At 42.1% G+C, this 26459-nt stretch carries 27 protein-coding genes and 2 tRNA genes; all 29 read left to right on the forward strand.

From position 1 onward, the window contains the following. Positions 1-120: 120 nt before the first annotated feature. The 29 genes from NSU13_RS00270 (at position 121) to NSU13_RS00410 (ending at position 26411) form a co-directional block, all read left to right on the forward strand. Positions 121-1323, forward strand: coding sequence for a ubiquitin-like domain-containing protein (locus NSU13_RS00270; RefSeq protein WP_342489740.1), 1203 nt, complete (start codon positions 121-123; stop codon positions 1321-1323). Between the two features lie 161 nt (positions 1324-1484). Continuing rightward, positions 1485-2045, forward strand: coding sequence for a ribonuclease M5 (gene rnmV / locus NSU13_RS00275; RefSeq protein WP_024427200.1), 561 nt, complete (start codon positions 1485-1487; stop codon positions 2043-2045). Continuing rightward, a complete protein-coding gene (gene rsmA, locus NSU13_RS00280; protein ID WP_342489741.1) occupies positions 2038-2916 on the forward strand; it encodes a 16S rRNA (adenine(1518)-N(6)/adenine(1519)-N(6))-dimethyltransferase RsmA in 879 nt (292 codons plus the stop codon). Before rnmV ends, rsmA begins: the two co-directional genes overlap by 8 nt. A 114-nt stretch (positions 2917-3030) precedes the next feature. Next, positions 3031-3915 (forward strand): sporulation peptidase YabG, encoded by an 885-nt coding sequence (gene yabG / locus NSU13_RS00285; protein WP_024427198.1) that lies wholly within the window; start codon positions 3031-3033, stop codon positions 3913-3915. A 213-nt stretch (positions 3916-4128) separates the two neighbouring features. After that, positions 4129-4386: a Veg family protein gene (locus tag NSU13_RS00290; protein ID WP_003217979.1), complete on the forward strand. Its 258-nt coding sequence runs from the start codon at positions 4129-4131 to the stop codon at positions 4384-4386. A gap of 163 nt (positions 4387-4549) precedes the next feature. Further along, positions 4550-4735, forward strand: coding sequence for a small, acid-soluble spore protein, alpha/beta type (locus NSU13_RS00295; protein ID WP_012008653.1), 186 nt, complete (start codon positions 4550-4552; stop codon positions 4733-4735). A 146-nt stretch (positions 4736-4881) separates the two neighbouring features. Then, positions 4882-5751 carry a 4-(cytidine 5'-diphospho)-2-C-methyl-D-erythritol kinase gene (gene ispE / locus NSU13_RS00300; RefSeq protein ID WP_061109541.1) on the forward strand — a complete coding sequence of 290 codons (870 nt, stop codon included), beginning with the start codon at positions 4882-4884 and terminating at the stop codon, positions 5749-5751. Between the two features lie 55 nt (positions 5752-5806). Beyond that, complete coding sequence (gene purR / locus NSU13_RS00305) at positions 5807-6640, forward strand: pur operon repressor (RefSeq protein WP_024427197.1); 834 nt, start codon at positions 5807-5809, stop codon at positions 6638-6640. A gap of 38 nt (positions 6641-6678) precedes the next feature. Continuing rightward, positions 6679-7056: a 2-iminobutanoate/2-iminopropanoate deaminase gene (gene ridA, locus NSU13_RS00310; RefSeq protein WP_024425639.1), complete on the forward strand. Its 378-nt coding sequence runs from the start codon at positions 6679-6681 to the stop codon at positions 7054-7056. Between the two features lie 224 nt (positions 7057-7280). Next, complete coding sequence (spoVG, locus tag NSU13_RS00315) at positions 7281-7577, forward strand: septation regulator SpoVG (protein ID WP_008357439.1); 297 nt, start codon at positions 7281-7283, stop codon at positions 7575-7577. Between the two features lie 198 nt (positions 7578-7775). Continuing rightward, positions 7776-9146, forward strand: coding sequence for a bifunctional UDP-N-acetylglucosamine diphosphorylase/glucosamine-1-phosphate N-acetyltransferase GlmU (gene glmU / locus NSU13_RS00320; protein ID WP_024425640.1), 1371 nt, complete (start codon positions 7776-7778; stop codon positions 9144-9146). A gap of 22 nt (positions 9147-9168) precedes the next feature. Further along, positions 9169-10122: a ribose-phosphate diphosphokinase gene (locus tag NSU13_RS00325; protein ID WP_024425641.1), complete on the forward strand. Its 954-nt coding sequence runs from the start codon at positions 9169-9171 to the stop codon at positions 10120-10122. Positions 10123-10260: 138 nt separating this feature from the next. Next, positions 10261-10887: a 50S ribosomal protein L25/general stress protein Ctc gene (locus NSU13_RS00330; protein WP_034284155.1), complete on the forward strand. Its 627-nt coding sequence runs from the start codon at positions 10261-10263 to the stop codon at positions 10885-10887. Between the two features lie 140 nt (positions 10888-11027). After that, positions 11028-11594, forward strand: a complete 567-nt coding sequence (gene pth, locus NSU13_RS00335) for an aminoacyl-tRNA hydrolase (RefSeq protein WP_024425643.1) — start codon at positions 11028-11030, stop codon at positions 11592-11594. A 55-nt stretch (positions 11595-11649) separates the two neighbouring features. Further along, the gene (locus tag NSU13_RS00340) at positions 11650-11880 is read left to right on the forward strand and encodes an anti-sigma-F factor Fin family protein (RefSeq protein ID WP_003217967.1); all 231 of its coding nucleotides are present in this window, start codon (positions 11650-11652) and stop codon (positions 11878-11880) included. Between the two features lie 68 nt (positions 11881-11948). After that, positions 11949-15482 carry a transcription-repair coupling factor gene (mfd, locus tag NSU13_RS00345; protein WP_342489742.1) on the forward strand — a complete coding sequence of 1178 codons (3534 nt, stop codon included), beginning with the start codon at positions 11949-11951 and terminating at the stop codon, positions 15480-15482. A gap of 139 nt (positions 15483-15621) precedes the next feature. Continuing rightward, on the forward strand, positions 15622-16158 hold the full coding sequence (gene spoVT, locus NSU13_RS00350; RefSeq protein WP_034284159.1) for a stage V sporulation protein T: 537 nt from the start codon (positions 15622-15624) through the stop codon (positions 16156-16158). Between the two features lie 187 nt (positions 16159-16345). Beyond that, on the forward strand, positions 16346-17950 hold the full coding sequence (locus NSU13_RS00355) for a polysaccharide biosynthesis protein (protein ID WP_342489743.1): 1605 nt from the start codon (positions 16346-16348) through the stop codon (positions 17948-17950). Continuing rightward, the gene (mazG, locus tag NSU13_RS00360; protein ID WP_342489744.1) at positions 17940-19424 is read left to right on the forward strand and encodes a nucleoside triphosphate pyrophosphohydrolase; all 1485 of its coding nucleotides are present in this window, start codon (positions 17940-17942) and stop codon (positions 19422-19424) included. Before NSU13_RS00355 ends, mazG begins: the two co-directional genes overlap by 11 nt. Then, complete coding sequence (locus NSU13_RS00365; protein ID WP_008341839.1) at positions 19421-19681, forward strand: RNA-binding S4 domain-containing protein; 261 nt, start codon at positions 19421-19423, stop codon at positions 19679-19681. The genes mazG and NSU13_RS00365 overlap by 4 nt, the downstream gene beginning before the upstream one ends. Positions 19682-19754: 73 nt before the next feature. Further along, entirely contained in the window at positions 19755-20063 is a 309-nt protein-coding gene (gene yabP / locus NSU13_RS00370) for a sporulation protein YabP (RefSeq protein WP_024425646.1), read from the forward strand. Next, a complete protein-coding gene (yabQ, locus tag NSU13_RS00375; protein WP_041115217.1) occupies positions 20060-20698 on the forward strand; it encodes a spore cortex biosynthesis protein YabQ in 639 nt (212 codons plus the stop codon). Before yabP ends, yabQ begins: the two co-directional genes overlap by 4 nt. Positions 20699-20716: 18 nt before the next feature. Beyond that, positions 20717-21091, forward strand: a complete 375-nt coding sequence (locus NSU13_RS00380) for a septum formation initiator family protein (RefSeq protein WP_003217952.1) — start codon at positions 20717-20719, stop codon at positions 21089-21091. A gap of 82 nt (positions 21092-21173) precedes the next feature. Continuing rightward, a complete protein-coding gene (locus tag NSU13_RS00385) occupies positions 21174-21569 on the forward strand; it encodes a S1 domain-containing RNA-binding protein (protein ID WP_342489745.1) in 396 nt (131 codons plus the stop codon). 179 nt (positions 21570-21748) lie between these two features. Continuing rightward, positions 21749-21822 (forward strand) — tRNA-Met (locus NSU13_RS00390). Positions 21823-21847: 25 nt separating this feature from the next. Beyond that, positions 21848-21919 (forward strand) — tRNA-Glu (locus NSU13_RS00395). A gap of 203 nt (positions 21920-22122) precedes the next feature. Next, positions 22123-24606, forward strand: coding sequence for a stage II sporulation protein E (spoIIE, locus tag NSU13_RS00400; RefSeq protein ID WP_024425648.1), 2484 nt, complete (start codon positions 22123-22125; stop codon positions 24604-24606). 76 nt (positions 24607-24682) lie between these two features. Continuing rightward, positions 24683-25420, forward strand: a complete 738-nt coding sequence (locus NSU13_RS00405; RefSeq protein WP_034284249.1) for a VWA domain-containing protein — start codon at positions 24683-24685, stop codon at positions 25418-25420. Beyond that, a complete protein-coding gene (locus tag NSU13_RS00410) occupies positions 25404-26411 on the forward strand; it encodes a serine/threonine protein kinase (protein ID WP_080701255.1) in 1008 nt (335 codons plus the stop codon). The genes NSU13_RS00405 and NSU13_RS00410 overlap by 17 nt, the downstream gene beginning before the upstream one ends. The last annotated feature ends 48 nt before the right edge of the window (positions 26412-26459 follow it).

A 26459-nucleotide genomic window follows, 5' to 3' on the forward strand; every position in this document is an offset into this window, starting at 1 on the left:
ATCTCCCATAATAGGTTTACAATCGAGCATTTTTGTACAGTGGGTGGAAGGGTTGACAGGTTTTGAGATACTCTATATAATCTCTCCGAGGAGAAGGAGGCGTTTTTCATCGTACAAAAAATGAAAAATCTGTTTTCTGTGAAGCTAGGAAAAGGCAAGGTTTTATTACTAGTTGTTTGCTTGCTTTTAGCTGGAACTGGAACGGCTTACGGTGCGCATGAGCTCACTAAGCAGTCTATTACCATTTCAATCAATGGTAAAGAGAAGACAATTCGTACACATGAAGAGACAGTAGCTCAGCTGCTTTCAGACCTTGGCATAAGGACCAAGGCGGAGGATCATATCTCTCCAAGTCTAAATACAAAGATTCAAGACAATATGAACATTGTGTATGATGCGGCTATACCGGTTCATCTGACCCTAGATGGGAAAGAGAAAACGATATGGACTACAGATCAGACGGTTGGAGCATTATTGAAGAATGAGAAGATAGATATAGGGAAGCACGATCAAGTAACTCCAGGAAAGAATGACAAGGTAAAAAAGGATATGAATCTTGTGGTTCAGCAGGCCTTCCAGGTCAGCTTAAATGATGGAGGAAAAGATAAAAAAGTGTGGACCACTTCGACTACGGTCGCTGACTTTTTAAAGCAACAAGAGCTGAAGCTCAAGAAGCACGATAAGATCAAGCCTGCGTTACATAGTAACCTTTCTAAAAAGAGCGCAGATATAAAGATCACTCGGGTGGAAAAAGTCACCGATGTAGTGGAAGAGAAAATTGCTTTTGATACCAAACATAAAAAGGATCATTCTCTTGAAAAAGGGAAAGAGAAGGTACTTAAAAAAGGTGAAGAAGGTAAATTGAAGAAGCACTATGCCATTGTGAAAGAAAACGGCAAAGTGGTGTCTAAAGAATTGATTAAAGAAGTGACCGAAAAAGATAGTAAGGACCGATTAGTGGCTATTGGTACACAAGTGGCCAAAAAGGAACCTACAGCGTCCCCTGCGGTTTCACGAAGCAATGAATCGTCAGGAAAAGAATTTTATGTGGCATCAACAGCCTATACAGCGAGCTGTGCTGGATGTACGGGCAGAACGTCTACAGGCTTTAATTTAAAAGCAAATCCAGGTGCAAAGGTTATAGCAGTTGATCCGAGTGTCATTCCGCTGGGCTCAAAAGTGTATGTGGAAGGCTATGGATATGCCGTTGCATCAGACACTGGATCTGCTATAAAAGGGAATAAAATTGATGTGTTCGTCCCAAGTAAGTCGGCAGCTTATCAATGGGGAAATAAACGAGTAAAAATTAGAGTACTCAAATAAACACATCAAATCATTTATATGAACAGAGGGCTTTGCGCACCCTCTGTTTTTTTGGTTATAATAGAAGCACTGTTTTCTAATTAATTAGACGCAAAAGCAGCATGAAAGGTTTCGTTTTTTTAACCAAAAAATGTAGATTGTTTTTGCAAGCGGAGGAATACATGAAAATCAAAGAAATCATTGTGGTGGAGGGTCGTGATGACACTGCCAGAGTGAAGATGGCAGTGGATGCAGATACGATTGAAACAAACGGATCTGCCATTGGCGATACAGTCATTCAACAAGTGCGTCTTGCTCAGGAGACGAGAGGGGTCATTATTTTAACAGATCCTGATTTTCCTGGTGAGAAGATCCGTAAAACCATCGCAGAGGCAGTTCCTGGCTGTAAGCACGCTTTTTTGCCAAAACATCTTGCGAAGGCGAAGCGGGATAAAGGAATTGGTGTCGAGCATGCTTCCTTGGACAGTATTCGGGAATGTCTTGCCCATGTCCATGAAGAAATGGAAGTAACGGAAAGTGACATTACTTTAGATGACTTATTTGACGCAGGCCTTATCGGAGGCGAAGCATCGAAACGCCGCCGCGAACGACTAGGAGTGCTTTTAAATATAGGATATACCAATGCGAAGCAGCTGCAAAAGCGCCTTCACATGTTCCAAATAACCAAACATGATTTTATTGCGGCCTTAAAGACCGTCATGCAGGAGGAAGCCGATGAATAAAGATATTGCGACACCCGTCAGAACGAAGGAAATACTGAAGAAGTACGGTTTCTCTTTTAAAAAGAGCTTGGGGCAGAACTTCTTAATTGATACAAATATTTTAGATCGCATTGTCGATCACGCGGAGGTTACAGATGAGACCGGCGTCATTGAAATTGGACCTGGTATCGGCGCATTGACAGAGCAGCTCGCTAAACGTGCAAAGAAAGTCACCGCTTTTGAAATCGATCAGCGTTTATTGCCTATTTTAAACGATACGCTTTCTTCATATGATAATGTCACGATCATTCATCAAGATGTATTAAAAGCCGATGTGAGAAAGGTCATCGAGGAAAATTTTGCTGACTGTAAAGAAGTGATGGTCGTAGCCAACCTTCCATATTACGTGACAACACCGATTATTATGAAATTGCTTGAAGAAAACCTTCCATTGAAAGGGATTGTGGTCATGCTGCAAAAAGAAGTAGCAGATCGTATGGCAGCTGCCCCTTCATCAAAGGAATATAATTCACTGTCTATCGCAGTTCAATTTTATACCGAAGCAAAAACGGTGATGGTTGTGCCTAAAACGGTTTTTGTTCCTCAGCCCAATGTTGATTCGGCTGTGATTAAGCTGACTGTTCGTGAAACGCCTGCTGTCTCAGTAGAAAATGATGCGTTTTTCTTTCAATTAATCCGAGCAAGCTTTGGCCAGCGCCGGAAAACATTGATGAATAATTTGATGAACAATCTCCCTGATGGAAAAAAACATAAAGCCATCATCGAAGAAGCACTTCAAACAGCAGATATTGATGGAAAGCGACGCGGAGAATCATTATCCATTGAGGAATTTGCCCGTTTGTCGAATGTTTTACAAAAAGCCCTATCGTAAGGGCTTTTTTCTTTTGTTTTTCACCACTTCAACTGTTCGGGCATAGGCTAGAAAGAACAGCATATATGAAAGACGATACCAACAGGATATGAGCCTGATTGTGGAGTGAACAGCATGCAATTTCAAATAGGAGATATGGTGACGAGGGCATCCTATCAAATGGATATTATGTTTCGAATCATTCGAATTGATGAGACAGATCAGCACGAAGCCACTGCCATATTGCATGGGAATGAAGTGAGGCTGATTGCTGATGCTAAGATGTCGGATCTCGTCTTGATTCAAAAAGAGGAGCAGCTGACAAGGGAAAAGGACGACGAACGGAAAATTAACGAATCGCTCGACTTACTAAGACAGGATTATCAGCTGCTGCGTGAAAAACAAGAGTATTATACTTCTGGACAATATCAGCATCAGGAGCAGTATTTTCACATGCCTGGAAAGGTCCTTCATTTAGATGGAGATGCTTCATACTTAAAGAAATGCTTAGATGTATATGAACGAATTGGTGTACCTGTGTACGGAGTGCATTGTCATGAGAAGAAAATGCCAAGCGTGATCGATTCGTTACTTGATCAATATCGGCCTGATATTTTGGTCATTACAGGGCATGATGCGTATTCCAAGCAAAAGGGCGGCGTAAATGATATCGGTGCCTATCGCCATTCTCGTCATTTCGTTGAGACGGTTCAAAAAGCAAGAAAGAAAATTCCTCATTTAGATCAGCTTGTGATCTTTGCAGGCGCCTGTCAATCTCATTTCGAATCATTGATCCAAGCAGGTGCCAATTTTGCAAGCTCACCTTCACGTGTGAACATCCATGCGCTCGATCCCGTCTATATCGTTGCGAAGATCAGCTTCACTCCATTTGTAGATCGAATCAATGTGTGGGATGTGCTTCGTAATACATTAACAAGAGAAAAAGGTCTCGGAGGCATCGAGACGAAGGGTGTTTTAAGGGTAGGTATGCCATATAAAAAAGACCATGAATCGACATAACCCGACTGATTTCAGTCTGGTTTTTTTTATGTGTAAAAAGAAATTTCAAACGGATACATAATTCACCGGAATTTGAGAAAAATAGGGAGGAGAAAAGGTAGAAGTTTGTCAAAATTATTTTGTTGACAATGGCTCGTGTTGGTTGATATAATTTAATTTTTATTTGACAAAAATGGGCCGTTGTTGTATAATTATCTCAGTGAGGTGGATGCAATGGCGAAGACTTTGTCCGACATCAAAAGATCGCTTGATGGTAACTTAGGTAAACGTTTGACGTTAAAGGCTAACGGAGGCCGCCGTAAAACAATTGAGCGTTCGGGCATTTTAGCTGAAACGTACCCTTCTGTATTTGTGATTCAATTAGATCAAGATGAGAATTCGTTTGAAAGAGTTTCTTACAGTTATGCAGATATACTGACTGAGACGGTCGAATTAACGTTCGATGATACCGCTAGCTCAGTCGCCTATTAATGGGCAGTGAACTTCTTGTTTACTGCTTTTTGTTTTGCCTTTTTTTCTGAATGGGAGTCTGTCCATTTTTTGAAAGGGGTAAAAGAAAGGATTCGATACAAAATAAGAAAGCCACAAAAGCAGTGGCACTGATTCGAATTCTCGACTAAAGGGGCTGTTTCGTTTGGGTAGACGCCGAGGCATTATGTCAGATGAGTTCAAATACGAGCTGGCGAAGGATCTTGGATTTTATGATACCGTCAAAAATGGAGGCTGGGGAGAAATTCGTGCGCGTGACGCAGGTAATATGGTCAAACGTGCCATCGAATTAGCTCAGCAGCACATGGCTCAGGATGAGAATCAACGATAGAAAAATGGTCAGGGATACCTCAGGTGTCTCTGGCTTTTTTTGCTGAAAAAGTCAGTGTGCTGGGCGTAAAAGCCAATATTCATCAGATCCATCAAATGTGATACAATATTGATACTTATGTTTAGATGGAGAAGTAGGTGAAATGTTTGCGTATTTTAGAAAAAGCACCGGCAAAAATTAATCTCTCACTTGATGTTCATGGAAAAAGACCGGATGGATATCACGAAGTAGAGATGGTGATGACAACAATAGACCTTGCAGATCGACTTGAGCTGACGGAGCTGGACAAAGACGAAATCCGTGTATCATCTCATAATCGATTTGTGCCAGATGATCAGCGTAACTTGGCTTATCAGGCGGCTAAATTACTCAAAACAAGGTTCGGTATTCAAAAAGGAGTATCGATTGTCATCACAAAAACAATACCTGTTGCAGCAGGTTTAGCTGGAGGCAGCAGTGATGCTGCAGCAGCGCTTCGCGGTTTAAACCGTTTGTGGAAGTTGAATCTCACGTTAGATGAACTAGCTGAGCTTGGAGCGGAGATCGGCTCAGATGTGTCTTTTTGTGTACACGGAGGCACAGCACTAGCGACAGGACGTGGAGAAAAACTGAAGCATATCGCGACACCGCCGCATTGCTGGGTGATTTTAGCGAAGCCGGTGATTGGGGTATCTACAGCTGAAGTTTATAGACAATATGACGCAAGCAAAGTAGAACACCCAAATGTACAGCGTATGATTGAAGCCATTGAAGCGAAAGATTATAAAGAGATGTGCGGCTCACTCGGTAACGTTCTGGAGTCTGTGACATTAAAGATGTATCCGGAAGTAGATATGATCAAAAGACAGATGAAGCGTTTCGGTGCTGATGCTGTATTAATGAGTGGGAGCGGCCCAACTGTATTTGGCTTGATTCAATATGAATCGAAGGTACAAAGAATATATAACGGACTGAGAGGATTTTGTGATCAAGTATACGCTGTCCGCATGATCGGCGAACAAAATGCCCTTGATTAAATCCGTATATTAAGTTATATTATTCATAAATTATTCGGGTTCTGGGGGTAAGTTCATGAAGTTTCGTCGAAGCGGCAGATTGGTGGACTTAACAAATTATTTGTTAGCCCACCCGCACGTACTAGTACCTTTAACTTTTTTTGCAGAACGTTATCAATCTGCAAAGTCCTCCATTAGTGAAGACTTAACGATTATCAAACAGACCTTCGAACAGCAGGGAATAGGCACATTGCTTACTGTACCTGGCGCTGCTGGCGGAGTGAAATATATTCCTAAAATTCACCTAAAAGAAGCAGATGACGTAGTAAACGATATCGGAGAGGCATTATCAACTCCTGAACGTGTACTTCCTGGCGGTTATTTATATTTAACCGATGTTTTAGGTAATCCATCGATTCTTGCGAAAATCGGTAAGCTGTTTGCGACCATCTTTGCGGACCGTGCGATTGATGTCGTCATGACCGTTGCGACAAAGGGTATTCCAATTGCCTATTCTGTTGCGGGTTATTTAAATGTGCCTGTTGTGATCGTTAGAAAAGATAATAAGGTAACCGAAGGATCAACAGTCAGTATTAATTATGCGTCAGGTTCGTCTAACCGAATTCAAACCATGTCCCTTGCAAAGCGCAGCTTAGATAAAGGCTCCAATGTGCTGATCATTGATGACTTTATGAAAGCGGGCGGAACCATTAACGGCATGATGAATTTGCTTGAGGAATTTAATGCAAATGTTGCAGGGATCGGTGTTCTTTTAGAAGATGAAGGCGTAGATGAACGTCTTGTCGATGAATATGTCTCATTGTTAAAGCTTTCAACCATTGATATGAAGCAAAAAATCATTGAGATCAATGAAGGCAATTTCCACGAGTTTTTTCATCCGAAAGCGTAAGCTTTGATTAAACATGTATTTGAATGGGAGAGATTGATATGACAAAAGTTGTTCAAACCAAACATGCACCAGCAGCCATTGGACCTTACTCTCAAGGAATTATTGTCAATAACATGTTTTACAGCTCAGGGCAAATTCCATTAACCCCAGCTGGAGATTTTGTCAATGGAGATATTAAAGAACAAACACATCAAGTATTCCGTAATCTTGAGGCTGTACTTGAAGCAGCAGGTGCTTCCTTTGAAACAGTCGTGAAAGCAACTGTTTTCATCAAAGATATGGAACAATTCGCTGAAGTGAATGAAGTGTACGGTGAGTATTTCCATACACATAAGCCAGCTCGTTCATGTGTGGAAGTGGCAAGACTTCCAAAGGATGCGCTTGTAGAAATAGAAGTAGTTGCATTAGTGAAATAAACAGGCACTCTCAATGAAAGCCGTTTGGTTTCATCATATGCAGGGAAAGACATCATCATGATGTCTTTTTTTATGCTGAGAATGTAAGCGTCGTCACGAATATGACAAATAATGTATAAATATCCCGATATTTCAAAAAAAGTTTAAAAAAAGAGCAGGAGAATCACCACGATCGTTGAATACCTAAGTAATGCTTTTATATTGGGAAAAGGTGGTGAACTACTGTGGAAGTTACTGACGTAAGATTACGCCGCGTGAATACCGATGGTCGCATGAGGGCGATTGCATCCATCACGCTGGACCACGAATTTGTTGTTCATGATATTCGTGTGATTGATGGAAATAATGGGTTGTTTGTTGCAATGCCTAGCAAACGCACGCCCGATGGAGAGTTTCGCGACATTGCACATCCAATTAATTCAAGCACTCGGGGTAAAATCCAAGATGCTGTATTAAATGAATATCATCGCTTAGGCGAAGAGGAAGAAACAATTGAATATGAAGAAGCTGGAGCTTCTTAATCATACGTGAACCTAAAAAGACAGCTTTAAGAGAAAATGAATGTTTTCTTTTAAATGCTGTCTTTTTTGCGTTCTTTCTCTTGTTTCTTAAGTCTTTCATCTGTTAGAAAATTATTGTACTTCCTTATGTATCCTTGAAATCAGTCTTTATTTAGGATATATTTTTCTATGGATAATAGGGATATTGGAGGCCAATCAATGGATAAGCGGTTCGCAGTGATTTTAGCAGCGGGAAAAGGAACGAGAATGAAGTCAAAGCTATATAAAGTACTTCATCCAGTTTGCGGAAAGCCAATGGTCGAGCATGTGGCAGATGAAGCGTTAAAGCTTTCTTTAGCCAAGCTAGTGACGATTGTCGGTCATGGTGCAGAGGACGTGAAAGAGCAGCTTGGAGACAGAAGTGAGTATGCACTTCAAGAAGAACAGCTGGGAACAGCCCATGCCGTTAAACAAGCAAAGTCGTTTCTCGCGCAGGAAAAGGGAACAACCATTGTCATTTGTGGTGATACGCCATTATTGACAGCGGAAACAATGGAAGCCATGTTAAGCGAGCATCAAAAACATCAAGCAAAAGTCACTATTTTAACAGCACATGCGGATGATCCAACAGGCTATGGCCGTATTATTCGTGACGAAACAGGTGCTGTCGTGAAAATTGTGGAGCATAAAGATGCGAACGATGCAGAGCGTCAAGTGAATGAAATTAATACAGGGACTTATTGCTTTTCAAATGAAGATCTCTTCCGTGTGATTGAGCAAGTGTCGAATGAAAATGCTCAGGGTGAATACTATTTGCCAGACGTTATTGAAATTCTAAAAAATGAAGGGCAAACAGTTGCAGCTTATCAAACACCGCATTTTGAAGAAACACTTGGAGTTAATGACCGTATCGCTCTATCACAAGCAGAGCAATTCATGAAGCGACGTATTAATCATCAGCATATGAAGAATGGTGTGACCTTGATTGATCCTGAGAACACGTATATTTCGCCAGATGCTGTCATCGGTGAAGATACAGTTATTTATCCTGGGACGGTCATCAAAGGGAATGTAAAAATCGGTGCAGACGCCACTATTGGGCCAAACACTGAAATTGTTGACAGCATCATCGGAGATCGAACAGTTATTAAGCAATCTGTCGTCTGCGATAGTGAGGTTGGAGTTGATGTGACAATTGGACCGTTTGCTCATATTCGCCCGTTGTCGAAAATTGGCGATGAAGTAAAAATTGGGAATTTTGTCGAAATCAAGAAAACAGTTTTCGGAGACCGTAGCAAAGCATCTCATCTAAGCTACATTGGAGACGCAGAGGTCGGAACTGATGTAAATCTTGGCTGTGGTTCCATTACAGTCAACTATGATGGGAAAAACAAATTCTTAACGAAGATTGAAGACGGCGCATTTATTGGCTGTAATTCAAATCTCGTTGCACCAGTCACTGTCGGAAAAGGGGCATATGTTGCAGCCGGTTCAACGGTTACAGAAGATGTACCGCAGGATGCATTGTCTATTGCTAGAGCAAGACAAGTCAATAAAGAAGATTATGTGAAAAATATTCATAAAAAATAATCCAAATACCCGGAGGTTTACCATGTCTAATCGTTATGCTGATGCGAATTTAAAGATATTCTCTTTGAATTCAAACCCTGAACTTGCCAAAGAAATTGCCGATCGTATCGGAGTTGATGTAGGAAAGAGCTCTGTTAAACGCTTTAGTGACGGTGAAGTCCAAATCAATATTGAAGAAAGTATCCGCGGCTGTGATTGTTATGTTATTCAATCAACAAGTGCGCCAGTCAATGAGCATATTATGGAACTGCTCATTATGGTGGATGCGCTAAAACGCGCTTCTGCGAAAACTGTCAATATTGTGATCCCTTATTACGGATATGCACGTCAAGATCGTAAAGCAAAACCTCGTGAGCCAATCACTGCGAAGCTTTTTGCAAACTTGCTTGAAACAGCAGGTGCTACACGTGTGATTGCGCTTGATCTTCATGCGCCGCAAATCCAAGGTTTCTTCGATATTCCAATCGATAACTTAATGGCTGTGCCAATCTTAACAAACTATTTCGAACAGAAGAATTTGAATGATATCGTTGTTGTGTCTCCTGACCACGGTGGTGTGACACGTGCGCGTAAAATGGCAGACCGCCTGAAAGCGCCAATCGCAATTATCGACAAACGCCGTCCAAAGCCAAACGTTGCTGAAGTCATGAACATTATTGGTAACATTGAAGGCAAAACGGCCATTCTAATCGATGATATCATTGATACAGCTGGTACTATTACACTTGCTGCAAATGCGCTAGTCGAAAATGGAGCAGCTGAAGTATATGCTTGCTGTACGCACCCAGTCTTGTCTGGACCAGCAGTAGAACGCATCACAAACTCTAAAATTAAAGAATTAGTTGTAACAAACAGTATTCAATTAACTGATGACAAGAAAGTTGGAAAATTCATTCCGCTTTCAGTTGGGCCTTTGCTTGCAGAAGCCATCATCCGTGTACATGAAGAAGAATCTGTGAGCTACCTTTTTAGCTGATTATCTGATTAAAAAAGGCCCTAGGCATCAAGCTTAGGGTCTTTTTGCTATCATCATTCACGGCAAATAGGTTTAAAATGATTCGGTTATGGGTAATTATGAGAGTAGTGACAAAAAAGAAATAGGATGGTGCTGAATATGGCAACTTTAAAAGCAAATAAAAGAACTGATTTCAAACGTTCCACACTGCAAAAAATCCGTCATTCAGGACACGTTCCTGGTGTCATATACGGAAAAAATACAGACAATCTGGCTGTTTCATTAGACAGCATCGATTTATTAAAAACCTTACGTGATGAAGGGAAGAATACAATCATCACCTTAGATGTGGGTGGTGAAACGAAATCTGTGATGGTGACAGAATTACAAACAGATCCGCTGAAAAACGAACTTGTTCATGCTGATTTCCAAGTCGTTGACTTACAGCGTGAAATTGAGGCAGATGTACCAATACAGCTGATTGGCGAGTCTAAAGGGGTAAAAGATGGCGGTGTGCTTCAGCAGCCACTATTTGAACTATCTGTTACAGCGAAACCAAAAGATATTCCGCAGAATATTGAAGCTGATATTACAAACTTAGAAGTCAATGATGTCTTAACAGTTGCTGATCTGCCTGTTCAGTCATCTTATCAAATCAATAACGATCCAGAAGAAGTCGTTGCCTCCATTCTGCCGCCTCAGCAATCAGAGGTTCCTGAGCCAGATAGCGAAGAAGAGCCGCAAGAGCCTGAGGCCATTAAAGAAAAGGATGACGATGGAGAATAACTGGTCATTTAGAGACGTAACCCTCCCGCGGTTGCGTCTTTTGTGCTAGAATGAAAAGAATTCATACGTTTTTACATGAGGCAATCTGATTGGCTCATTTTTTAGGCGTGTGCTGTGTGACAAAGGAGGTTATTGGTTTCATGATTGCATTCGTTGGATTAGGCAATCCAGGAAAAGAATATGAAAAAACAAGACATAATGTCGGGTTTATGACAATAGATGAATTATCAAAAAAATGGGACATTCCTTTAAATCAATCAAAATTCCATGGACAATTTGGAACTGGGTTTGTTTCGGGGCAAAAGGTTCTACTTGTAAAGCCGCTTACATATATGAACTTATCAGGAGAATGTGTGCGTCCGCTAATGGACTATTACGATATTCCCCTTGAACATTTGAAAGTGATCTATGATGATCTTGATTTGCCAACTGGCCGGATTCGCTTACGTACAAAAGGAAGTGCAGGCGGGCATAATGGAATCAAATCATTAATTCAGCATTTAGGTTCACCTGAATTTGACCGGTTCCGTATCGGCATTGGACGTCCTCAAAACGGCATGAAGGTCGTTGATTACGTACTAGGACGTTTCTCAGAAGAAGAACAGCCTGACATCGCATCAGCCATTCAATCGTCTGTCGAGGCTTGTGAAGCGGCTTTAAAAAAGCCGTTTTTAGAAGTGATGAATGATTTTAACAAGAAGGTATAAGAATGATAAGCGAAGCACATACTGATCATAAAATCTCAGCATGGGAGGATCACGTATGGCTTTGCATTATTACTGCCGCCACTGTGGTGTAAAGGTTGGCAGTCTAGATGAATCTGCTGTCCAAAGTGAAGCACTTGGATTTCATCACTTAACAAATGAGGAAAGAAACGATATGATTTCTTATAGGGAAAATGGTGATTTACATGTACAAACCATTTGTGAGGATTGCCAAGAGGCGCTTGAAAGAAATCCTGATTACCATCAGTATCATACTTTTATTCAATAAAAAAGCTTTGGTGTAGATATTAGACCAAAGCGTTTTTCTGTTTTAAACAAACAGGGAGGAGGAGCCAAATGAAAAACATACAATCATTTATCAAACAAAGTGATGATTTTCAGTCTATTTTTAATGGACTAAAGGAAGGGTTAAAAGAACAGCTGCTTGCCGGACTATCAGGCTCCGTCAGATCTTTATTTACAGCCGCGATATCAGACGAACTGAAGCGGCCAATGTTTATTGTGACTCACAATTTATATCAGGCGCAGAAGGTAACAGATGATCTAGCAAGTGTGATGCCGGATCGCTCGGTTCTTCTCTATCCTGTCAATGAACTCATCGCTTCAGAAATTGCAGTGGCTAGTCCTGAGCTGAGAGCGCAGCGTTTGGATGTCTTGAATCGACTTGCGAATGGAGAAAACCCCATTATCGTCACTCCCGCTGCTGCGGTTCGCAGGATGCTTCCGCCAGTTGAGCTCTGGAAGGAGAGTCAGATCCATTTAAAGATCGGTGAAGAAATTGATTTGGAGGCGTTTTCAAAACAGCTCGTACAAATTGGTTATGACCGGACGTCGATGGTTGCAGCGCCCGGAGATTTTAGTGTGCGCGGAGGAATTATCGACATCTATGCATTAACGGAAGATCATCCAATCCGTATTGAACTGTTTGATACAGAAGTAGACTCGATTCGAACGTTTCATTCGGATACACAGCGTTCATTAGAAACCCTTCAAGAAATCAAAATAGGTCCTGCAAAAGAGTTAATTGTGAGAGGTCCTGAACGAGTGAGAGCCATTGAACAGCTTGATCAAGGGCTGGCGAAGAGCTTAAAGAAATTCAACTCAGATCAGCAAAAAGAACTGCTTCATCAAAATATTTCTGCTGATCGCGAGAAGCTGCTTGAAGGCATCGTGACACAGGAAATGACGAAGTACCTGTCCTATTTCTATGAAAAGCCTGCTAGTTTGCTAGATTACACATCGCAGGATACGATTATTATTTTAGATGAAATCAGCAGAATTCAGGAGATGGAAGAACAGCTTGAACAGGAAGAAGCCGATTGGACAATTAGTCTGCTTGAAGAAGGCAATATTCTTCATGATTTATCTCTATCTTTCCCGTTCCAAGAACTGATCAATCAGCAATCGAGATCCATTCTGTACTACTCTTTGTTCCTGAGACATGTCCAGCAGACAAATCCGCAAAATATCGTCAATGTATCTAGTAAGCAAATGCAGAATTTCCACGGGCAGATGAATGTGCTGGCGAGTGAAATTGAACGCTATAAAAAACAGCAATACACGGTTGTCTTCTTAGGTGCTGATGAAGAGCGGACAGAAAAGCTGTCGTCTGTTCTGCATGATTATGACATTGAAGCCGCTCTTGCTAAACCGGACGCTGAGCTTGTGAGCGGACAGGTGTATATTTTACAAGGTGAGCTGCAAACGGGCTTTGAATTGCCGTTATCAAAAATTGCTGTAATCACAGAAGGTGAACTCTTCAAGAAACGTGTGAAAAAGCAGGCACGTAAGCAAAAGCTGACCAATGCAGAGCGAATCAAGAGCTATTCAGAGCTTCAAGTCGGCGATTATGTGGTGCACATTAACCACGGGATCGGTAAATATTTAGGAATTGAAACGCTTGAAATCGGCGGCATTCATAAAGATTATTTAAATATTCATTATCAAGGAAGCGATAAGCTTTATGTACCGGTTGAACAAATTGATCAGGTGCAGAAATATGTAGGATCAGAAGGTAAAGAACCAAAGCTGTACAAACTAGGCGGCAGCGATTGGAAACGTGTGAAGAAAAAAGTGGAAACATCTGTACAGGACATCGCAGATGATCTGATTAAACTGTACGCAGAACGCGAGGCAAGCAAAGGATATGCTTTCTCGCCTGATCATGAGATGCAGCGCCAGTTTGAATCCGCGTTCCCTTACCAGGAAACAGATGATCAAATCCGTTCAATTCACGAAATTAAACAGGATATGGAGCGGGAACGTCCAATGGACCGTCTGCTTTGTGGAGATGTGGGTTACGGAAAAACGGAGGTGGCTATTCGTGCGGCCTTCAAAGCGATTGCTGACGGGAAGCAGGTAGCCCTGCTAGTTCCGACAACCATCTTAGCGCAGCAGCATTTTGACACAATCATGGACCGATTCCAAGACTACCCTGTCAAAATTGCGCAGCTGAGCCGTTTCCGTACAAGAAAAGAAACAACTGAAACGTTAAAGGGGCTGAAAAACGGAACGATCGATATGGTTATCGGCACACACCGTCTTCTTTCAAAAGACATCGTCTACAAGGATTTAGGACTGTTGATCATTGATGAGGAACAGCGTTTTGGTGTGACGCATAAAGAGAAAATTAAACAGATGAAAGCCAATATCGACGTACTGACATTAACGGCTACGCCAATTCCGCGTACGCTTCATATGTCCATGCTAGGCGTGCGGGATTTATCAGTGATTGAAACACCGCCTGAAAATCGATTCCCTGTTCAAACCTATGTGGTCGAGTACAATGGCGCTCTAGTCAGAGAAGCGATTGAGCGAGAATTAGCACGCGGCGGTCAAGTGTACTTCCTTTATAACCGTGTTGAGGATATTGAACGAAAAGCAGACGAAATCTCCATGCTGGTCCCAGACGCAAAAGTCAGTTATGCACACGGGAAAATGAGTGAGAACGAGCTGGAATCAGTGATGATCAATTTCCTTGAAGGTGAATCAGATGTATTGGTCAGTACCACCATCATTGAAACGGGAGTCGATATTCCAAATGTGAACACGCTCATCGTCCACGATGCCGATAAAATGGGGCTCTCTCAGCTGTACCAGCTAAGAGGACGAGTCGGGCGTTCGAACCGTGTCGCTTATGCTTATTTCACGTATCGAAAAGATAAAGTTCTTTCTGAAGTTGCGGAGAAAAGACTTCAAGCCATTAAAGAATTCACAGAGCTCGGATCTGGGTTTAAAATTGCGATGCGTGATTTAACGATTCGAGGAGCAGGGAACTTACTTGGTGCTCAGCAGCATGGCTTCATTGATTCGGTTGGATTCGATCTCTATTCTCAAATGCTGAAAGAAGCCATTGAGGAAAGAAGAGGCGATACAACGGCTCAAGATAAATTCGAGCCAGAAATTAATCTGCAAATTGATGCTTACATCCCAGACACTTATATTTCGGATGGCAAGCAAAAGATTGAAATGTATAAACAGTTCAGAGCAATTGGATCGATTGAAGAGAGAAAAGAGCTTCAGGATGAAATGATCGACCGATTTGGTGAATATCCGCAAGAAGTGGCTGACTTGTTTACGATTGCGACAATGAAGGTGTACGCTGTCCAGGAACGTGTCGAGCTGATCAAGATGGAGAAAGGCATTGTCAGAATGACCCTTGATGAGAAAGCAAGCGGTGAAATCGACGGCCAAAAATTATTTGAGCTCGGCAGTAAATATGGACGTGAAATCGGATTGGGAATGGAAGGCAGCAAGCTGATTATTTCTGTCCAAACGAAAGGCAAGAAGACAGAGGAATGGCTTGAGGTTGTTCTTAACATGCTTCGAGGCCTTCAAGATGTGAAAAAAGAAACCATTCCATCTTCATAAAATTTTGTTTGTCTCTCGTGTATATTACGTTTGATGTGACGGATACTAAACTCAGGGTCAAGTGGTGAATGTTGCATAAAGTGGACGCTTTTGTTCCATTCACCCAACACATCATCAAACGAAAGAGAGGCAGCAGTGAATGAAAGCAACTGGAATTGTACGCCGCATCGATGATCTAGGTAGAGTGGTTATTCCGAAGGAGATTCGCAGAACATTGCGCATTCGGGAAGGAGATCCGCTTGAGATTTTCGTCGACCGCGATGGAGAAGTGATTTTGAAGAAGTATTCGCCGATTAGTGAGCTAGGAGACTTTGCGAAGGAATATGCTGATGCATTATTCGACAGTTTGGGTCATTCCATCCTGATCTGTGATCGAGATACGTATATTGCTGTATCCGGCAGTTCGAAAAAAGAGTACTTAAACAAATCCATCAGTGATTTACTTGAACGAACAATGGATCAGCGTAATTCTGTGTTAGAAGAAAGCAAAAAAGAAATTCAACTTGTCGATGGTATTGATGATGACGTATCTTCTTATACCATTGCACCTATTGTTGCAAACGGAGATCCGATTGGCGCTGTCGTCTTATTTTCTAAAGAGCGTTCAATGGGAGAAGTGGAGCATAAAGCGGCAGAGACAGCAGCTGGCTTCTTAGCCCGTCAAATGGAACATTAGGTCTAATAACTCTATATCATTTTGATAAAACGAAAGAATGCCGATGAAATCATTTGATTTTGTCGGTTTTTTATATGGAATGAAACAAAACGAGACATGTGCCGTCTACTCCTTAGAAAGGAACGTCTTTTTCACGTATGATATAATGAGTGCGTTTAACTGTAGATCTATTTTAAAGGAGTCATCCATGAAAAATGCTGTGAATCAGCCGCACTGGCTTTTCCAGGGTGCGGTGATTTTGACCATCGCAGGCTTGTTATCAAAGGTACTAAGTGCCGTTTACCGTGTCCCGTTTCAAAACATCGTAGGGGACACAGGGTTTTATATTTATCAGCAGGTATATCCTTTCCTTGGCATTGCCATCATGCTTGGTACAACAGGTTTTCCTGTCATGGTGTCCAAGCTTTTGAGTGAGCATGGGGAAGAGAATCGACGGATCATTACAAGGGTATCCTTGGTCTATATCACTTTACTGAGCCTGGTCTTATTTCTTTGTCTTTACATAGGAGCAGGCACAATTGCGGGTCTTATGGCAGACAGTCAATTAATTCTGCTCATCCAGATGAGTGCTTTTGTGTTTCTATTTCTGCCGCTCACTGTGATGCTGAGGGGAGTTTTTCAGAGTGACGGTCTGATGCTTCCAACGGCTGTTTCTCAGTTGGTTGAGCAGCTCATCAGGGTAGGTGTCCTGCTTGTTTTATCCTTCTATTTCGTGAGGCACGGCTATTCGCTTTATGAAACAGGGGCGGGTGCGGTGTTCTCTTCTATCGCAGGAAGTGCGGCCTCGCTCATTTTGCTTCTTTTCCTTTGGCTGACCTATCGAAAGCAGTCTGCTGCAAGTATGTCAGGCAAACAGGCGACACTTCGAAAAAAAGATGTTATGAAGAGTTTGGTGCTGTATACATTGACGATTTGTGTCAGCGGTTTGCTCATTTTATGGATGCAAATGATTGATGCTTTTCATCTGTATGCGCTGCTGCGCAGCGAGGGTCTCAGTGAAGCGGCGGCAAAGGCGGCGAAAGGTGTATATGACCGAGGCCAGCCTTTCTTACAGCTCGGAACGGTGTTTGCCATCAGCATCGGAACCTCACTTGTGCCATTTTTATCAGCAGCCATGAGGAATGGAGAGCATGAAACGATACGGCAAAAAGTTCGGTCATCGGTTAAGACCACGTCGGTATTAGGGATAGGGTCAGCGGTTGGACTGATTTGTATTTTAGAACCAGTCAATACAATGCTTTTTCGTAATGATTTAGGCACCGATGCCTTGCAAATATTCTGTATATCGATCGCCTTTACATCGATTGCCATTACGCAGACGGCTTTACTGCAAGGGCTCGGGCATACTGTGTACCCTGCTGTTGTGGTGGTCCTCAGCGTGCTGGTGAAATGGATTCTAACGATTGCGCTTGTACCGTTATTTGGCATCCAAGGTGCCGCATGGTCAACTGTATGTGGTTTTCTCACAGCAGCCGTGCTCAATGCCGTTTATTTGAAGCATAAAGGATGGATTTCGTTGAGAGAGCTGTTCCCGGTGAAAATTCTTTTATCAGCCGCCTTCATGGCTGTGGTCTTAATAGGATATCAGGCTCTGTTTTCATGGGTCATCCCCTTTGAAAAACGTCCGTTTTCCGTTTTAGAGAGCCTGACATCAGTTTTTATTGGTGGTTTCGCCTTTTTATATAGTATTCTTAAGCTAGAAGTATTTACGGACGAGGAATGGAGACTCATTCCATTAGGAGAAAAGATTTTATATTTTAAACAGATGAGAGGGAATCAAAATGGCAGGTAAGATTACCGTCGTCGGTCTCGGGGCAGGCGACATGGATCAGCTGACGCTCGGTGTATATAAGCAGCTGAAGCAGGCGAAAGAAGTATTTATGAGAACGCAGGATCATCCGCTTACCGCAGAGTTGATGCAGGAGGTCCCAGCTCTCACCTTTTTTGATGAAATTTATGAAAAGCACGATCAGTTTGATCAGGTGTATCAGGAAATTACCGAAATATTATTTTCAGAGGCAGCGGAAAAAGACATTGTGTACGCTGTACCTGGTCATCCATTTGTGGCAGAAAAGACCGTACAGCTGCTCGTCGCCGGGCAGAAAGAGCGCGGGATTGAGGTGTCTGTCGCTGGTGGACAAAGCTTTCTAGATGCGACATTCAACTCCTTGCAGATTGACCCCATCGAGGGATTACAATTCGTTGATGCAGGGGATATGAGAGCGGATGATCTGAAATTAACCCAGCACGTCCTGATTTGTCAGGTATATGATCAGATGACAGCTTCGAATGTGAAACTCACGCTGATGGAAAAGCTCCCCGACGATTATGAAGTTTATATTGTGACTGCAGCTGGAAGCAGTCAGGAACAGATTACTGCCGTTTCTTTATTTGAACTTGATCGAGATGTGTCGATAAATAACTTAACGAGTGTTTATGTTCCTCCAATTCAAGATGAACAGCTGCTTTATCAGCAATTTGACACCTTCCGTGACGTTATACGTACATTAAGAGGTCCGGGCGGCTGTCCATGGGATCAAAAACAAACAAATGAATCACTCAAACCATATTTAATTGAAGAATGCTATGAACTGCTTGAAGCGATAGATGAAGATGACCCAGATCATATGGTGGAAGAGCTTGGCGATGTGCTGCTGCAGGTGCTACTTCACGCTCAAATTGGCGAAGATGACGGTTATTTCTCAATCGATGACGTCATTCAGCATGTCACAGAAAAAATGATTCGGCGGCACCCCCATGTGTTTGGTGACACGAATGTTTCTGAGGCAGCAGATGTGGTTGCCAACTGGGAAAAAATCAAGCAGCAGGAGAAGCCAGAGCGGACCGGTTCTATTTTGCAATCGATTCCGGCGACACTTCCAGCACTAACAAAGGCATATAAGCTCCAAAAGAAAGCTGCCAAGGTAGGCTTTGATTGGACAGATGTTCAAGATATTTGGAACAAATACGAAGAAGAAAAGCAGGAATTTCTCGATGAAGTGGCAGAGAAGACGGACGATGGTGCAACGAAGCAGATGAAAGATGAATTTGGAGATCTTTTGTTTGTTCTCGTCAATATTGGCCGGTTCTATCACTTAGAGCCTGAAACGGCACTCGCTTCTGCCAACACAAAATTCATACGGCGCTTTCAGCATATCGAACAAAAAGCAAAGGACATAGGCCGTTCATTAGATGACTTAACGCTAGAAGAAATGGACGATCTATGGAACGATGCGAAACGCATAGAAAGAGGTGAAGACACATGAGACTAGATAAATTTTTAAAAGTGTCCCGTTTAATTAAAAGAAGAACATTGGCAAAAGAAGTAGCTGATCAAGGCAGGATTTCTATTAACGGAACACAGGCGAAAGCAAGCTCTGACGTGAAAGAAGGAGATGAGCTGCAAATCCGCTTTGGTCAAAAACTAGTGACTGTTCAAGTCAACGAGTTAAAGGACACGACGAAAAAAGAAGAAGCGGCTGGCATGTATACTGTGCTAAAAGAAGAAAAAACAGCAGAATAGGGCTTGTTCTAAATGACCCTCTTATCACATACAATGCAGTAACATGCAAGTATGAGATATGGGGGATGTATAGATGAATCAATATTATAATCAACCTCAAGGCACGAAGCTGTCATCAGACGCGGAGCATAATGTCACAATGCGAAACAGAAAGCATTTAGATATTACTGGTGTCAAACAAGTGGAAAGCTTTGATAGTGAGGAATTTCTGCTGGAGACGGTCATGGGGATTCTCGCCATCCGCGGAGAAAATCTGCAAATGAAAAACCTAGACGTCGAAAAGGGCGTTGTGTCGATTAAAGGGCGTGTTTTTGATTTAATCTATGTGGATGAGCAGCACGGGGAGAAAGCTAAAGGATTTTTTAGCAAGCTGTTTAAATGACGCTGACAGTCCAGTTTTATACGATGCTTTCCATGGCGGCGATGGGCATCTGGCTGGGCGCATCGCTTGATACGTACAAGCTGTTTGTGAATCGGGAAAAAACAGCAAAATGGCTTTTGGTTATCCACGATCTCCTTTTTTGGATGGTACAGGGTCTCTTATTCTTTTACGTCCTGCTGCTGACAAATGAGGGAGAATTCAGGCTTTATATTTTTCTAGCCGTTGCTCTAGGTTTCTCGATGTATCAGGCATTGATGAAACATCTGTATCTTAAGATTCTCAAGTTTATCATGATGTGTGTATATCAGACCGTTCTCTTCCTGAAAAGGCTGGTCATGTCGATTGTCTTCCAGCCGATCCGCTGGATGATCACATTGGTCATAAGTGCTATACTGTTCTTGCTCCACTCGCTCTTACGTCTAGTTCGTTTTACGTTTCGGCTCGTGTGGAAGGTGCTGTCGATTGTTTGTTATCCGCTCATCTGGTTACTCAATGTGACCATTATTCATCGGATTCCCGAAAAATGGCGAACATCAATGAGATTGTTTTTCTCAAAAGGAGCAGGAATTTTACAAGGGGCCAAGAAATTATCTGGTACCATCAAAACGAAATGGAAACAATTCTGGACAAAGTGAGAGAGGAGGCCTTCAATCTTGAACAAGAGAAAAAGAAATATCGCACAAATTCAAAATGATTACCAAAAACAAATGGAACAGCAAGCGCAGCGCTTAAAACGCAAACGTCGCGGACTCCTTAGAAGGCTTACCGTGTTTGGTGTAATCGTGCTCATGTTTGCTGTCTTGGTGACAAGTGCCCTCTGGTCGCAATCGTCTTCACTAAAGGAAAAAGAAGAGAAGAAGGTTGCGCTCGAAAAAGAGTTGAAGCAATTACAAACAAAGCAGGAAGATATTTCTGATGAAATTAAGAAGCTGAAAAGCAAGGAATACGTACTCGAACTGGCACGACGGGACTATTATATGTCCAAAAAAGGCGAAAAAATCTTTGATGTGGGCAATAAGAGCGATTAGCCTTGTTGACACTTAAAATTCAGTTTATGTATAATTGAACAAATGAGATTTTTTTATAAGTCTAAGGAGGAGCACTTTTTTTATGTCGATTGAAGTTGGCAGCAAGTTACAAGGGAAAGTTACGGGCATTACAAATTTTGGAGCTTTTGTGGAGTTGCAAGGCGGTTCAACTGGTCTCGTTCATATCAGTGAGGTAGCCGATAACTATGTAAAAGATATTAATGAGCATTTAAAAGTCGGTGAACAAGTTGAAGTGAAAGTGATTAACGTTGAAAAAGACGGTAAAATCGGCTTGTCCATTAAAAAAGCAAAAGATCGTCCTCAACAACAATCAAGACCAAGCAGAAATGATTTCCGTCCGAAGGAATCGTTTGAACAAAAAATGAACAAATTCTTAAAAGATAGCGAAGATCGCTTAACATCTTTAAAACGTAACACGGAATCAAAACGTGGGGGGCGCGGAGCAAGAAGAGGTTAACTTGTTGCTGCTTTCTATATATTTTCACAACAAAGCATCTGCTGTGTTCAGCAGGTGCTTTTTTTCATGATCCATACGACATTTTTTGAGATTTCGTCATTTAATTTAAAACTTTCTATTGACGGACAAGCGAATCCTTTGTATTATAGTTCTTGTGCTTCTTAGCGCATTTTCATTATGGCGGTGTAGCTCAGCTGGCTAGAGCGTACGGTTCATACCCGTGAGGTCGGGGGTTCGATCCCCTCCGCCGCTATCCTTTTAACTAGAACATAAAGCAAGGCCCGTTGGTCAAGCGGTTAAGACACCGCCCTTTCACGGCGGTAACACGGGTTCGAATCCCGTACGGGTCATCTTCGAAACAGCTTTCTATAGGAAAGCTGTTTTTTTGTGCCTTCGTAAAATTCTGATGAAAGACATCGACTTTCATGAAAGTATGCCTCTTTGACGAATAAAGCGTCGAACGTTTTATGGAAACGACAACTTCTTTTGACAAAATTTCTTTTTCACCTTCGCTATAATGACAAGCAACGAATATCAGGTGGGGGATGAGAAGATGGAAAAACTAGAAAGAAGAACTGATTTAACAGGAGCGGGGTTTGAAAGAATCAGTGCGGGATTAAAAAAGATGAAAAACCTGTTTCTTCATCACACGCATTCTCTTTTTTTCTATAAAGGGTTTATTTATGTTGTTCTAGGCTTTTTATTAGGACGAGCCTTTATATTATCTGAAATTATGCCGTTTGCTCTGCCTTTCTTTGGCTCCATGCTGCTTATTAAAAGAGATAAGGCGATGCTTGCTTGTCTAGCTTTACTCGCAGGGGCGATGACGATATCACCTCAAAATGCATTGTTTGTGTTTGCGTCGCTGCTCATGTTTCTCCTTATGTCAAAGGTGGTTTCTTTCATCATCAAAGACCCAGTGAAAACATTACCGGTTGTCATTGTTCTCTCAATGCTGATCACCCGAGGAGCGTTTGTTTACCTAGAGCAAGGTGCTGTGCAAAGCTATGATTACGTCATGGCGGGTGTCGAAGCAGGACTTGCCTTCATTTTGACTCTGATTTTTCTTCAAAGCCTGCCGATTTTTACAGTCAGGAAAATTAAACACTCTTTAAAGGTCGAAGAAATTATTTGTTTTATGATTTTAATTGCCTCAGTTTTAACTGGCCTTGCTGGGATCACATTTCAAGGAATGCAGGCAGAGCATATTTTGTCACGTTATGTAGTGCTGACGTTTGCCTTTATTGGCGGAGCCAGTATTGGTTGTACGGTCGGTGTTGTGACAGGATTAATTCTCGGTCTCGCTAACATCGGAAACCTTTATCAGATGAGTCTTCTTGCCTTTTCAGGCTTATTAGGCGGATTGCTGAAAGAAGGGAAAAAAGCAGGGGCAGCCATCGGCTTAATTGTTGGTTCCTTACTCATTTCACTGTACGGGGAAGGATCAGCAGGTCTCATGACCACACTGTATGAATCACTTATAGCGGTTGCGCTCTTTTTGCTCACGCCGCAATCAGTCACCTCCAAGGTAGCGAAATACATTCCTGGTACGGTAGAGCATGTACAAGAGCAGCAGCAATATGCTCGCAAGGTACGAGACGTGACAGCAAAAAAGGTAGATCAATTCTCTCATGTATTTCATGCGCTGTCTGAGAGTTTTGCGACATTTTACGAATCTATTCCTGAAGAGAAGAAGCAGGAAGAGGATGTAGATCTTTTTTTAAGTACGATCACAGAACGATCCTGTCAAACGTGCTATAAGAAAAATAAATGCTGGGTGCAGAACTTTGATACAACCTATGAACTAATGAAACAAGTTATGCATGAATCTGATGAAAAAACGTATGAGCATAACCGAAAATTGAAAAAGAAATTTAGTCAGCACTGCTCAAAATCAAAGCATGTCGAGGAATTGATCGAAGAGGAGATCGCTTACTATAAAGCCAATCAGACACTGAAGAAAAAAGTCCAAGACAGCAGACGTCTTGTGGCTGAACAGCTGATGGGGGTCTCGCAAGTAATGGAGGATTTTTCCCGGGAAATAAAACGAGAAAGAGAACAGCATTTTATTCAGGAAGAGCAGATGATAGAAGCGCTTCAGCACTTTGGCATTGAAATCCAGCAAGTAGAAATCTATAGCTTGGAGCAGGGAAATGTGGATATTGAAATGAGAATCCCATATTGCCAAGGGCATGGGGAATGTGAAAAAATCATTGCTCCAATGCTTTCAGATATTTTAGAAGAACAGATTTTAGTCAAAGCAGAGCAGTGTGCAGAGCATCCAACAGGCTATTGCCACGTTGTATTTGGCTCTGCTAAATCATACCGAGTGGCTACAGGCGTGGCACATGCAGCAAAAGGCGGAGGACTGGTATCTGGAGACAGCTACAGCATGATGGAGCTTGGTGCGGGCAAGTATGCTGCAGCTATTAGTGATGGAATGGGCAACGGAGCACGGGCTCATTTTGAAAGCAATGAAACGATTAAGCTGTTAGAAAAAATATTGGCGTCAGGTATCAATGAAAAAGTGGCGATTAAAACCATTAATAGTATTTTATCTTTAAGAACGACGGACGAGATCTATTCAACATTGGATTTATCGATCATTGATTTACAGGATGCGAGCTGTAAGTTCCTCAAAATTGGTTCAACACCCAGCTTTATTAAACGGGGTGATCAGGTGATGAAGGTACAAGCAAGCAACTTGCCAATCGGTATTATTGATGAATTCGAAGTCGAGGTTGTGAGTGAACAGATGAAGGCAGGAGATCTATTGATTATGATGAGTGACGGCATTTTTGAAGGGCCAAAGCATATTGAAAATCATGATCTGTGGGTGAAACGGAAAATGAAAAGCTTTAAAACAGAAGATCCCCAAGAAATTGCTGATTTATTAATGGAAGAGGTCATTCGAACAAGAGCAGGCCAAATTGATGACGATATGACAGTTGTTGTCATCAGGCTCGACCACAACACACCAAAATGGGCTTCCATTCCGACCGGTACATTCTATCTTGAGAAACAAGAGATTTCTTAAAATATCGTATAATATGAATTTCTTCTGGCGATGATGGGGATATAAGCATTCAGTTACAATCCCAGGAGGAATGAAGATGCGAAAAGGTCACGTCAACCAAATCTTATTGATTACAGATGGCTGCTCAAACCACGGGGAAGATCCGCTTGCGATTGCCTCATTGGCAAAGGAACAAGGGATTACAGTCAATGTCATTGGCATTATGGAAGAAAACAGACACGATCATGAAGCGATGAAGGAAGTAGAGGGGATTGCTCTCGCAGGCGGAGGCATCCATCAAGTTGTCTACGTCCAGCAGTTATCTCAAACAGTACAAATGGTCACAAAAAAAGCGATGACACAAACCCTGCAAGGTGTTGTGAATAAAGAATTGCAGCAAATTCTCGGCAAAGATGCTGAAATTGAAGAACTTCCACCTGATAAGCGCGGGGAAGTAATGGAGGTTGTAGATGAGTTAGGAGAGACGGTTCACCTTCAAGTACTCGTGCTTGTTGATACAAGTGCAAGTATGAAACCGAAGCTGCCGACCGTAAAAGAAGCACTCATCGACCTTTCCATCAGTTTAAATTCAAGAATTGGAGAAAATCAGTTTGGGATGTGTGTATTTCCCGGGAAAAACTCAGATGCTGAAATTGTGTTGAATTGGACGCCTCGATTCGATTCATTATCATCTATTTTCCCAAAACTGACCACTGGAGGAATCACCCCAACGGGACCAGCGCTTCGGGAAGCACTTCAGCATTTCAAATCAGTTCGTTCACGCAAAGGGCTGCTTGAAGCAAAGGAAGAGCATGATGATGAATTCGGCTTCTAACATCCCGTTAGGCACGGTGATTCAAGGGAAATGGCACCACCATCATTACCGTATTGTAAAAGAGCTTGGAAAAGGGGCGAACGGTGTTGTCTATCTGGCCGAATCGCCACATGGGCAAGCGGCCCTTAAAGTGAGTGATGACAGTATGCTCATTGCATCTGAAGTCAATGTTTTAAAATCCTTTTCAAAGGCTCCTGTGAAAACCATGGGGCCTTCTTTTTATGATATGGATGATGCGATTTATCCTGGTATGCCTCAAAAACGCTCTTTTTATGTGATGGAATATGTCAGAGGCCCATTACTGCTTGAATTTGTGAAACAAAAGGGTGATGAGTGGATTGTGGTTTTAATGATTCAGCTTTTATCTAGCTTGGCTCATTTACATCAGGAAGGCTGGATTTTTGGTGATTTAAAGCCGGATAATCTCATTGTTTCTGGGCCCCCGGCCACGATCCGGTGCATTGATGTGGGAGGAACGACGAAAGCGGGCAGGGCAATTAAGGAGTATACCGAGTTTTTTGATCGAGGCTATTGGGGATTCGGTACACGAAAAGCTGAACCAACTTATGATTTATTTGCTCTGACGATGGTGATGGTGAACTGTGCGTATAAGAAAGAATTCAAAAAAGGAGCAGAACCAGAAAAGCAGCTTTATCGAGCTATTGAAGGACATCCTTTATTAAAGCGATATGAAAGGGTGTTAAAGGCTGCTCTACAAGGTAAATATCAATCAGCAGCAGACATGAAAAGTGCGATGCTGAAAGAAGGACAGCTGATTGCATCAAGGAAATCGCGCCAGAAGAAGCAGCAGCAAAAAAACGCGCCAAAACCTGCTGTTAATCAAAATCAACAAGTGACTTCACGATCGCGGGCTGCAGCAGCAAAAAGAACGTCAGTGCGTAAAAAATCAGGCGGACTTTTTGAAACCATTCTTATCGTGTGCAGTGTACTCGCTCTTTACTGTGCATATGTGGTTTTGTTCCTGTTGTAGAGCCGGAAAAAAGCAGGCTTCTTCTTTGCTTGGAGCTACTGAAAGTGA

It is taken from the genome of Bacillus sp. FSL M8-0049 (assembly GCF_038593355.1).
Classification (GTDB): Bacteria; Bacillota; Bacilli; order Bacillales; family Bacillaceae; genus Bacillus; species Bacillus safensis.

What these genes read in the sequence shown, in the direction of transcription:
- NSU13_RS00270 (WP_342489740.1), top strand. Translation starts at nt 121, where the DNA reads ATGAAAAATCTGTTTTCTGTGAAGCTAGGAAAAGGCAAGGTTTTATTA.
- rnmV (WP_024427200.1), top strand. Translation starts at nt 1,485, where the DNA reads ATGAAAATCAAAGAAATCATTGTGGTGGAGGGTCGTGATGACACTGCC.
- rsmA (WP_342489741.1), top strand. Translation starts at nt 2,038, where the DNA reads ATGAATAAAGATATTGCGACACCCGTCAGAACGAAGGAAATACTGAAG.
- yabG (WP_024427198.1), top strand. Translation starts at nt 3,031, where the DNA reads ATGCAATTTCAAATAGGAGATATGGTGACGAGGGCATCCTATCAAATG.
- NSU13_RS00290 (WP_003217979.1), top strand. Translation starts at nt 4,129, where the DNA reads ATGGCGAAGACTTTGTCCGACATCAAAAGATCGCTTGATGGTAACTTA.
- purR (WP_024427197.1), top strand. Translation starts at nt 5,807, where the DNA reads ATGAAGTTTCGTCGAAGCGGCAGATTGGTGGACTTAACAAATTATTTG.
- ridA (WP_024425639.1), top strand. Translation starts at nt 6,679, where the DNA reads ATGACAAAAGTTGTTCAAACCAAACATGCACCAGCAGCCATTGGACCT.
- glmU (WP_024425640.1), top strand. Translation starts at nt 7,776, where the DNA reads ATGGATAAGCGGTTCGCAGTGATTTTAGCAGCGGGAAAAGGAACGAGA.
- NSU13_RS00325 (WP_024425641.1), top strand. Translation starts at nt 9,169, where the DNA reads ATGTCTAATCGTTATGCTGATGCGAATTTAAAGATATTCTCTTTGAAT.
- NSU13_RS00330 (WP_034284155.1), top strand. Translation starts at nt 10,261, where the DNA reads ATGGCAACTTTAAAAGCAAATAAAAGAACTGATTTCAAACGTTCCACA.
- pth (WP_024425643.1), top strand. Translation starts at nt 11,028, where the DNA reads ATGATTGCATTCGTTGGATTAGGCAATCCAGGAAAAGAATATGAAAAA.
- NSU13_RS00340 (WP_003217967.1), top strand. Translation starts at nt 11,650, where the DNA reads ATGGCTTTGCATTATTACTGCCGCCACTGTGGTGTAAAGGTTGGCAGT.
- mfd (WP_342489742.1), top strand. Translation starts at nt 11,949, where the DNA reads ATGAAAAACATACAATCATTTATCAAACAAAGTGATGATTTTCAGTCT.
- spoVT (WP_034284159.1), top strand. Translation starts at nt 15,622, where the DNA reads ATGAAAGCAACTGGAATTGTACGCCGCATCGATGATCTAGGTAGAGTG.
- NSU13_RS00355 (WP_342489743.1), top strand. Translation starts at nt 16,346, where the DNA reads ATGAAAAATGCTGTGAATCAGCCGCACTGGCTTTTCCAGGGTGCGGTG.
- mazG (WP_342489744.1), top strand. Translation starts at nt 17,940, where the DNA reads ATGGCAGGTAAGATTACCGTCGTCGGTCTCGGGGCAGGCGACATGGAT.
- NSU13_RS00365 (WP_008341839.1), top strand. Translation starts at nt 19,421, where the DNA reads ATGAGACTAGATAAATTTTTAAAAGTGTCCCGTTTAATTAAAAGAAGA.
- yabP (WP_024425646.1), top strand. Translation starts at nt 19,755, where the DNA reads ATGAATCAATATTATAATCAACCTCAAGGCACGAAGCTGTCATCAGAC.
- yabQ (WP_041115217.1), top strand. Translation starts at nt 20,060, where the DNA reads ATGACGCTGACAGTCCAGTTTTATACGATGCTTTCCATGGCGGCGATG.
- NSU13_RS00385 (WP_342489745.1), top strand. Translation starts at nt 21,174, where the DNA reads ATGTCGATTGAAGTTGGCAGCAAGTTACAAGGGAAAGTTACGGGCATT.
- spoIIE (WP_024425648.1), top strand. Translation starts at nt 22,123, where the DNA reads ATGGAAAAACTAGAAAGAAGAACTGATTTAACAGGAGCGGGGTTTGAA.
- NSU13_RS00405 (WP_034284249.1), top strand. Translation starts at nt 24,683, where the DNA reads ATGCGAAAAGGTCACGTCAACCAAATCTTATTGATTACAGATGGCTGC.
- NSU13_RS00410 (WP_080701255.1), top strand. Translation starts at nt 25,404, where the DNA reads ATGAATTCGGCTTCTAACATCCCGTTAGGCACGGTGATTCAAGGGAAA.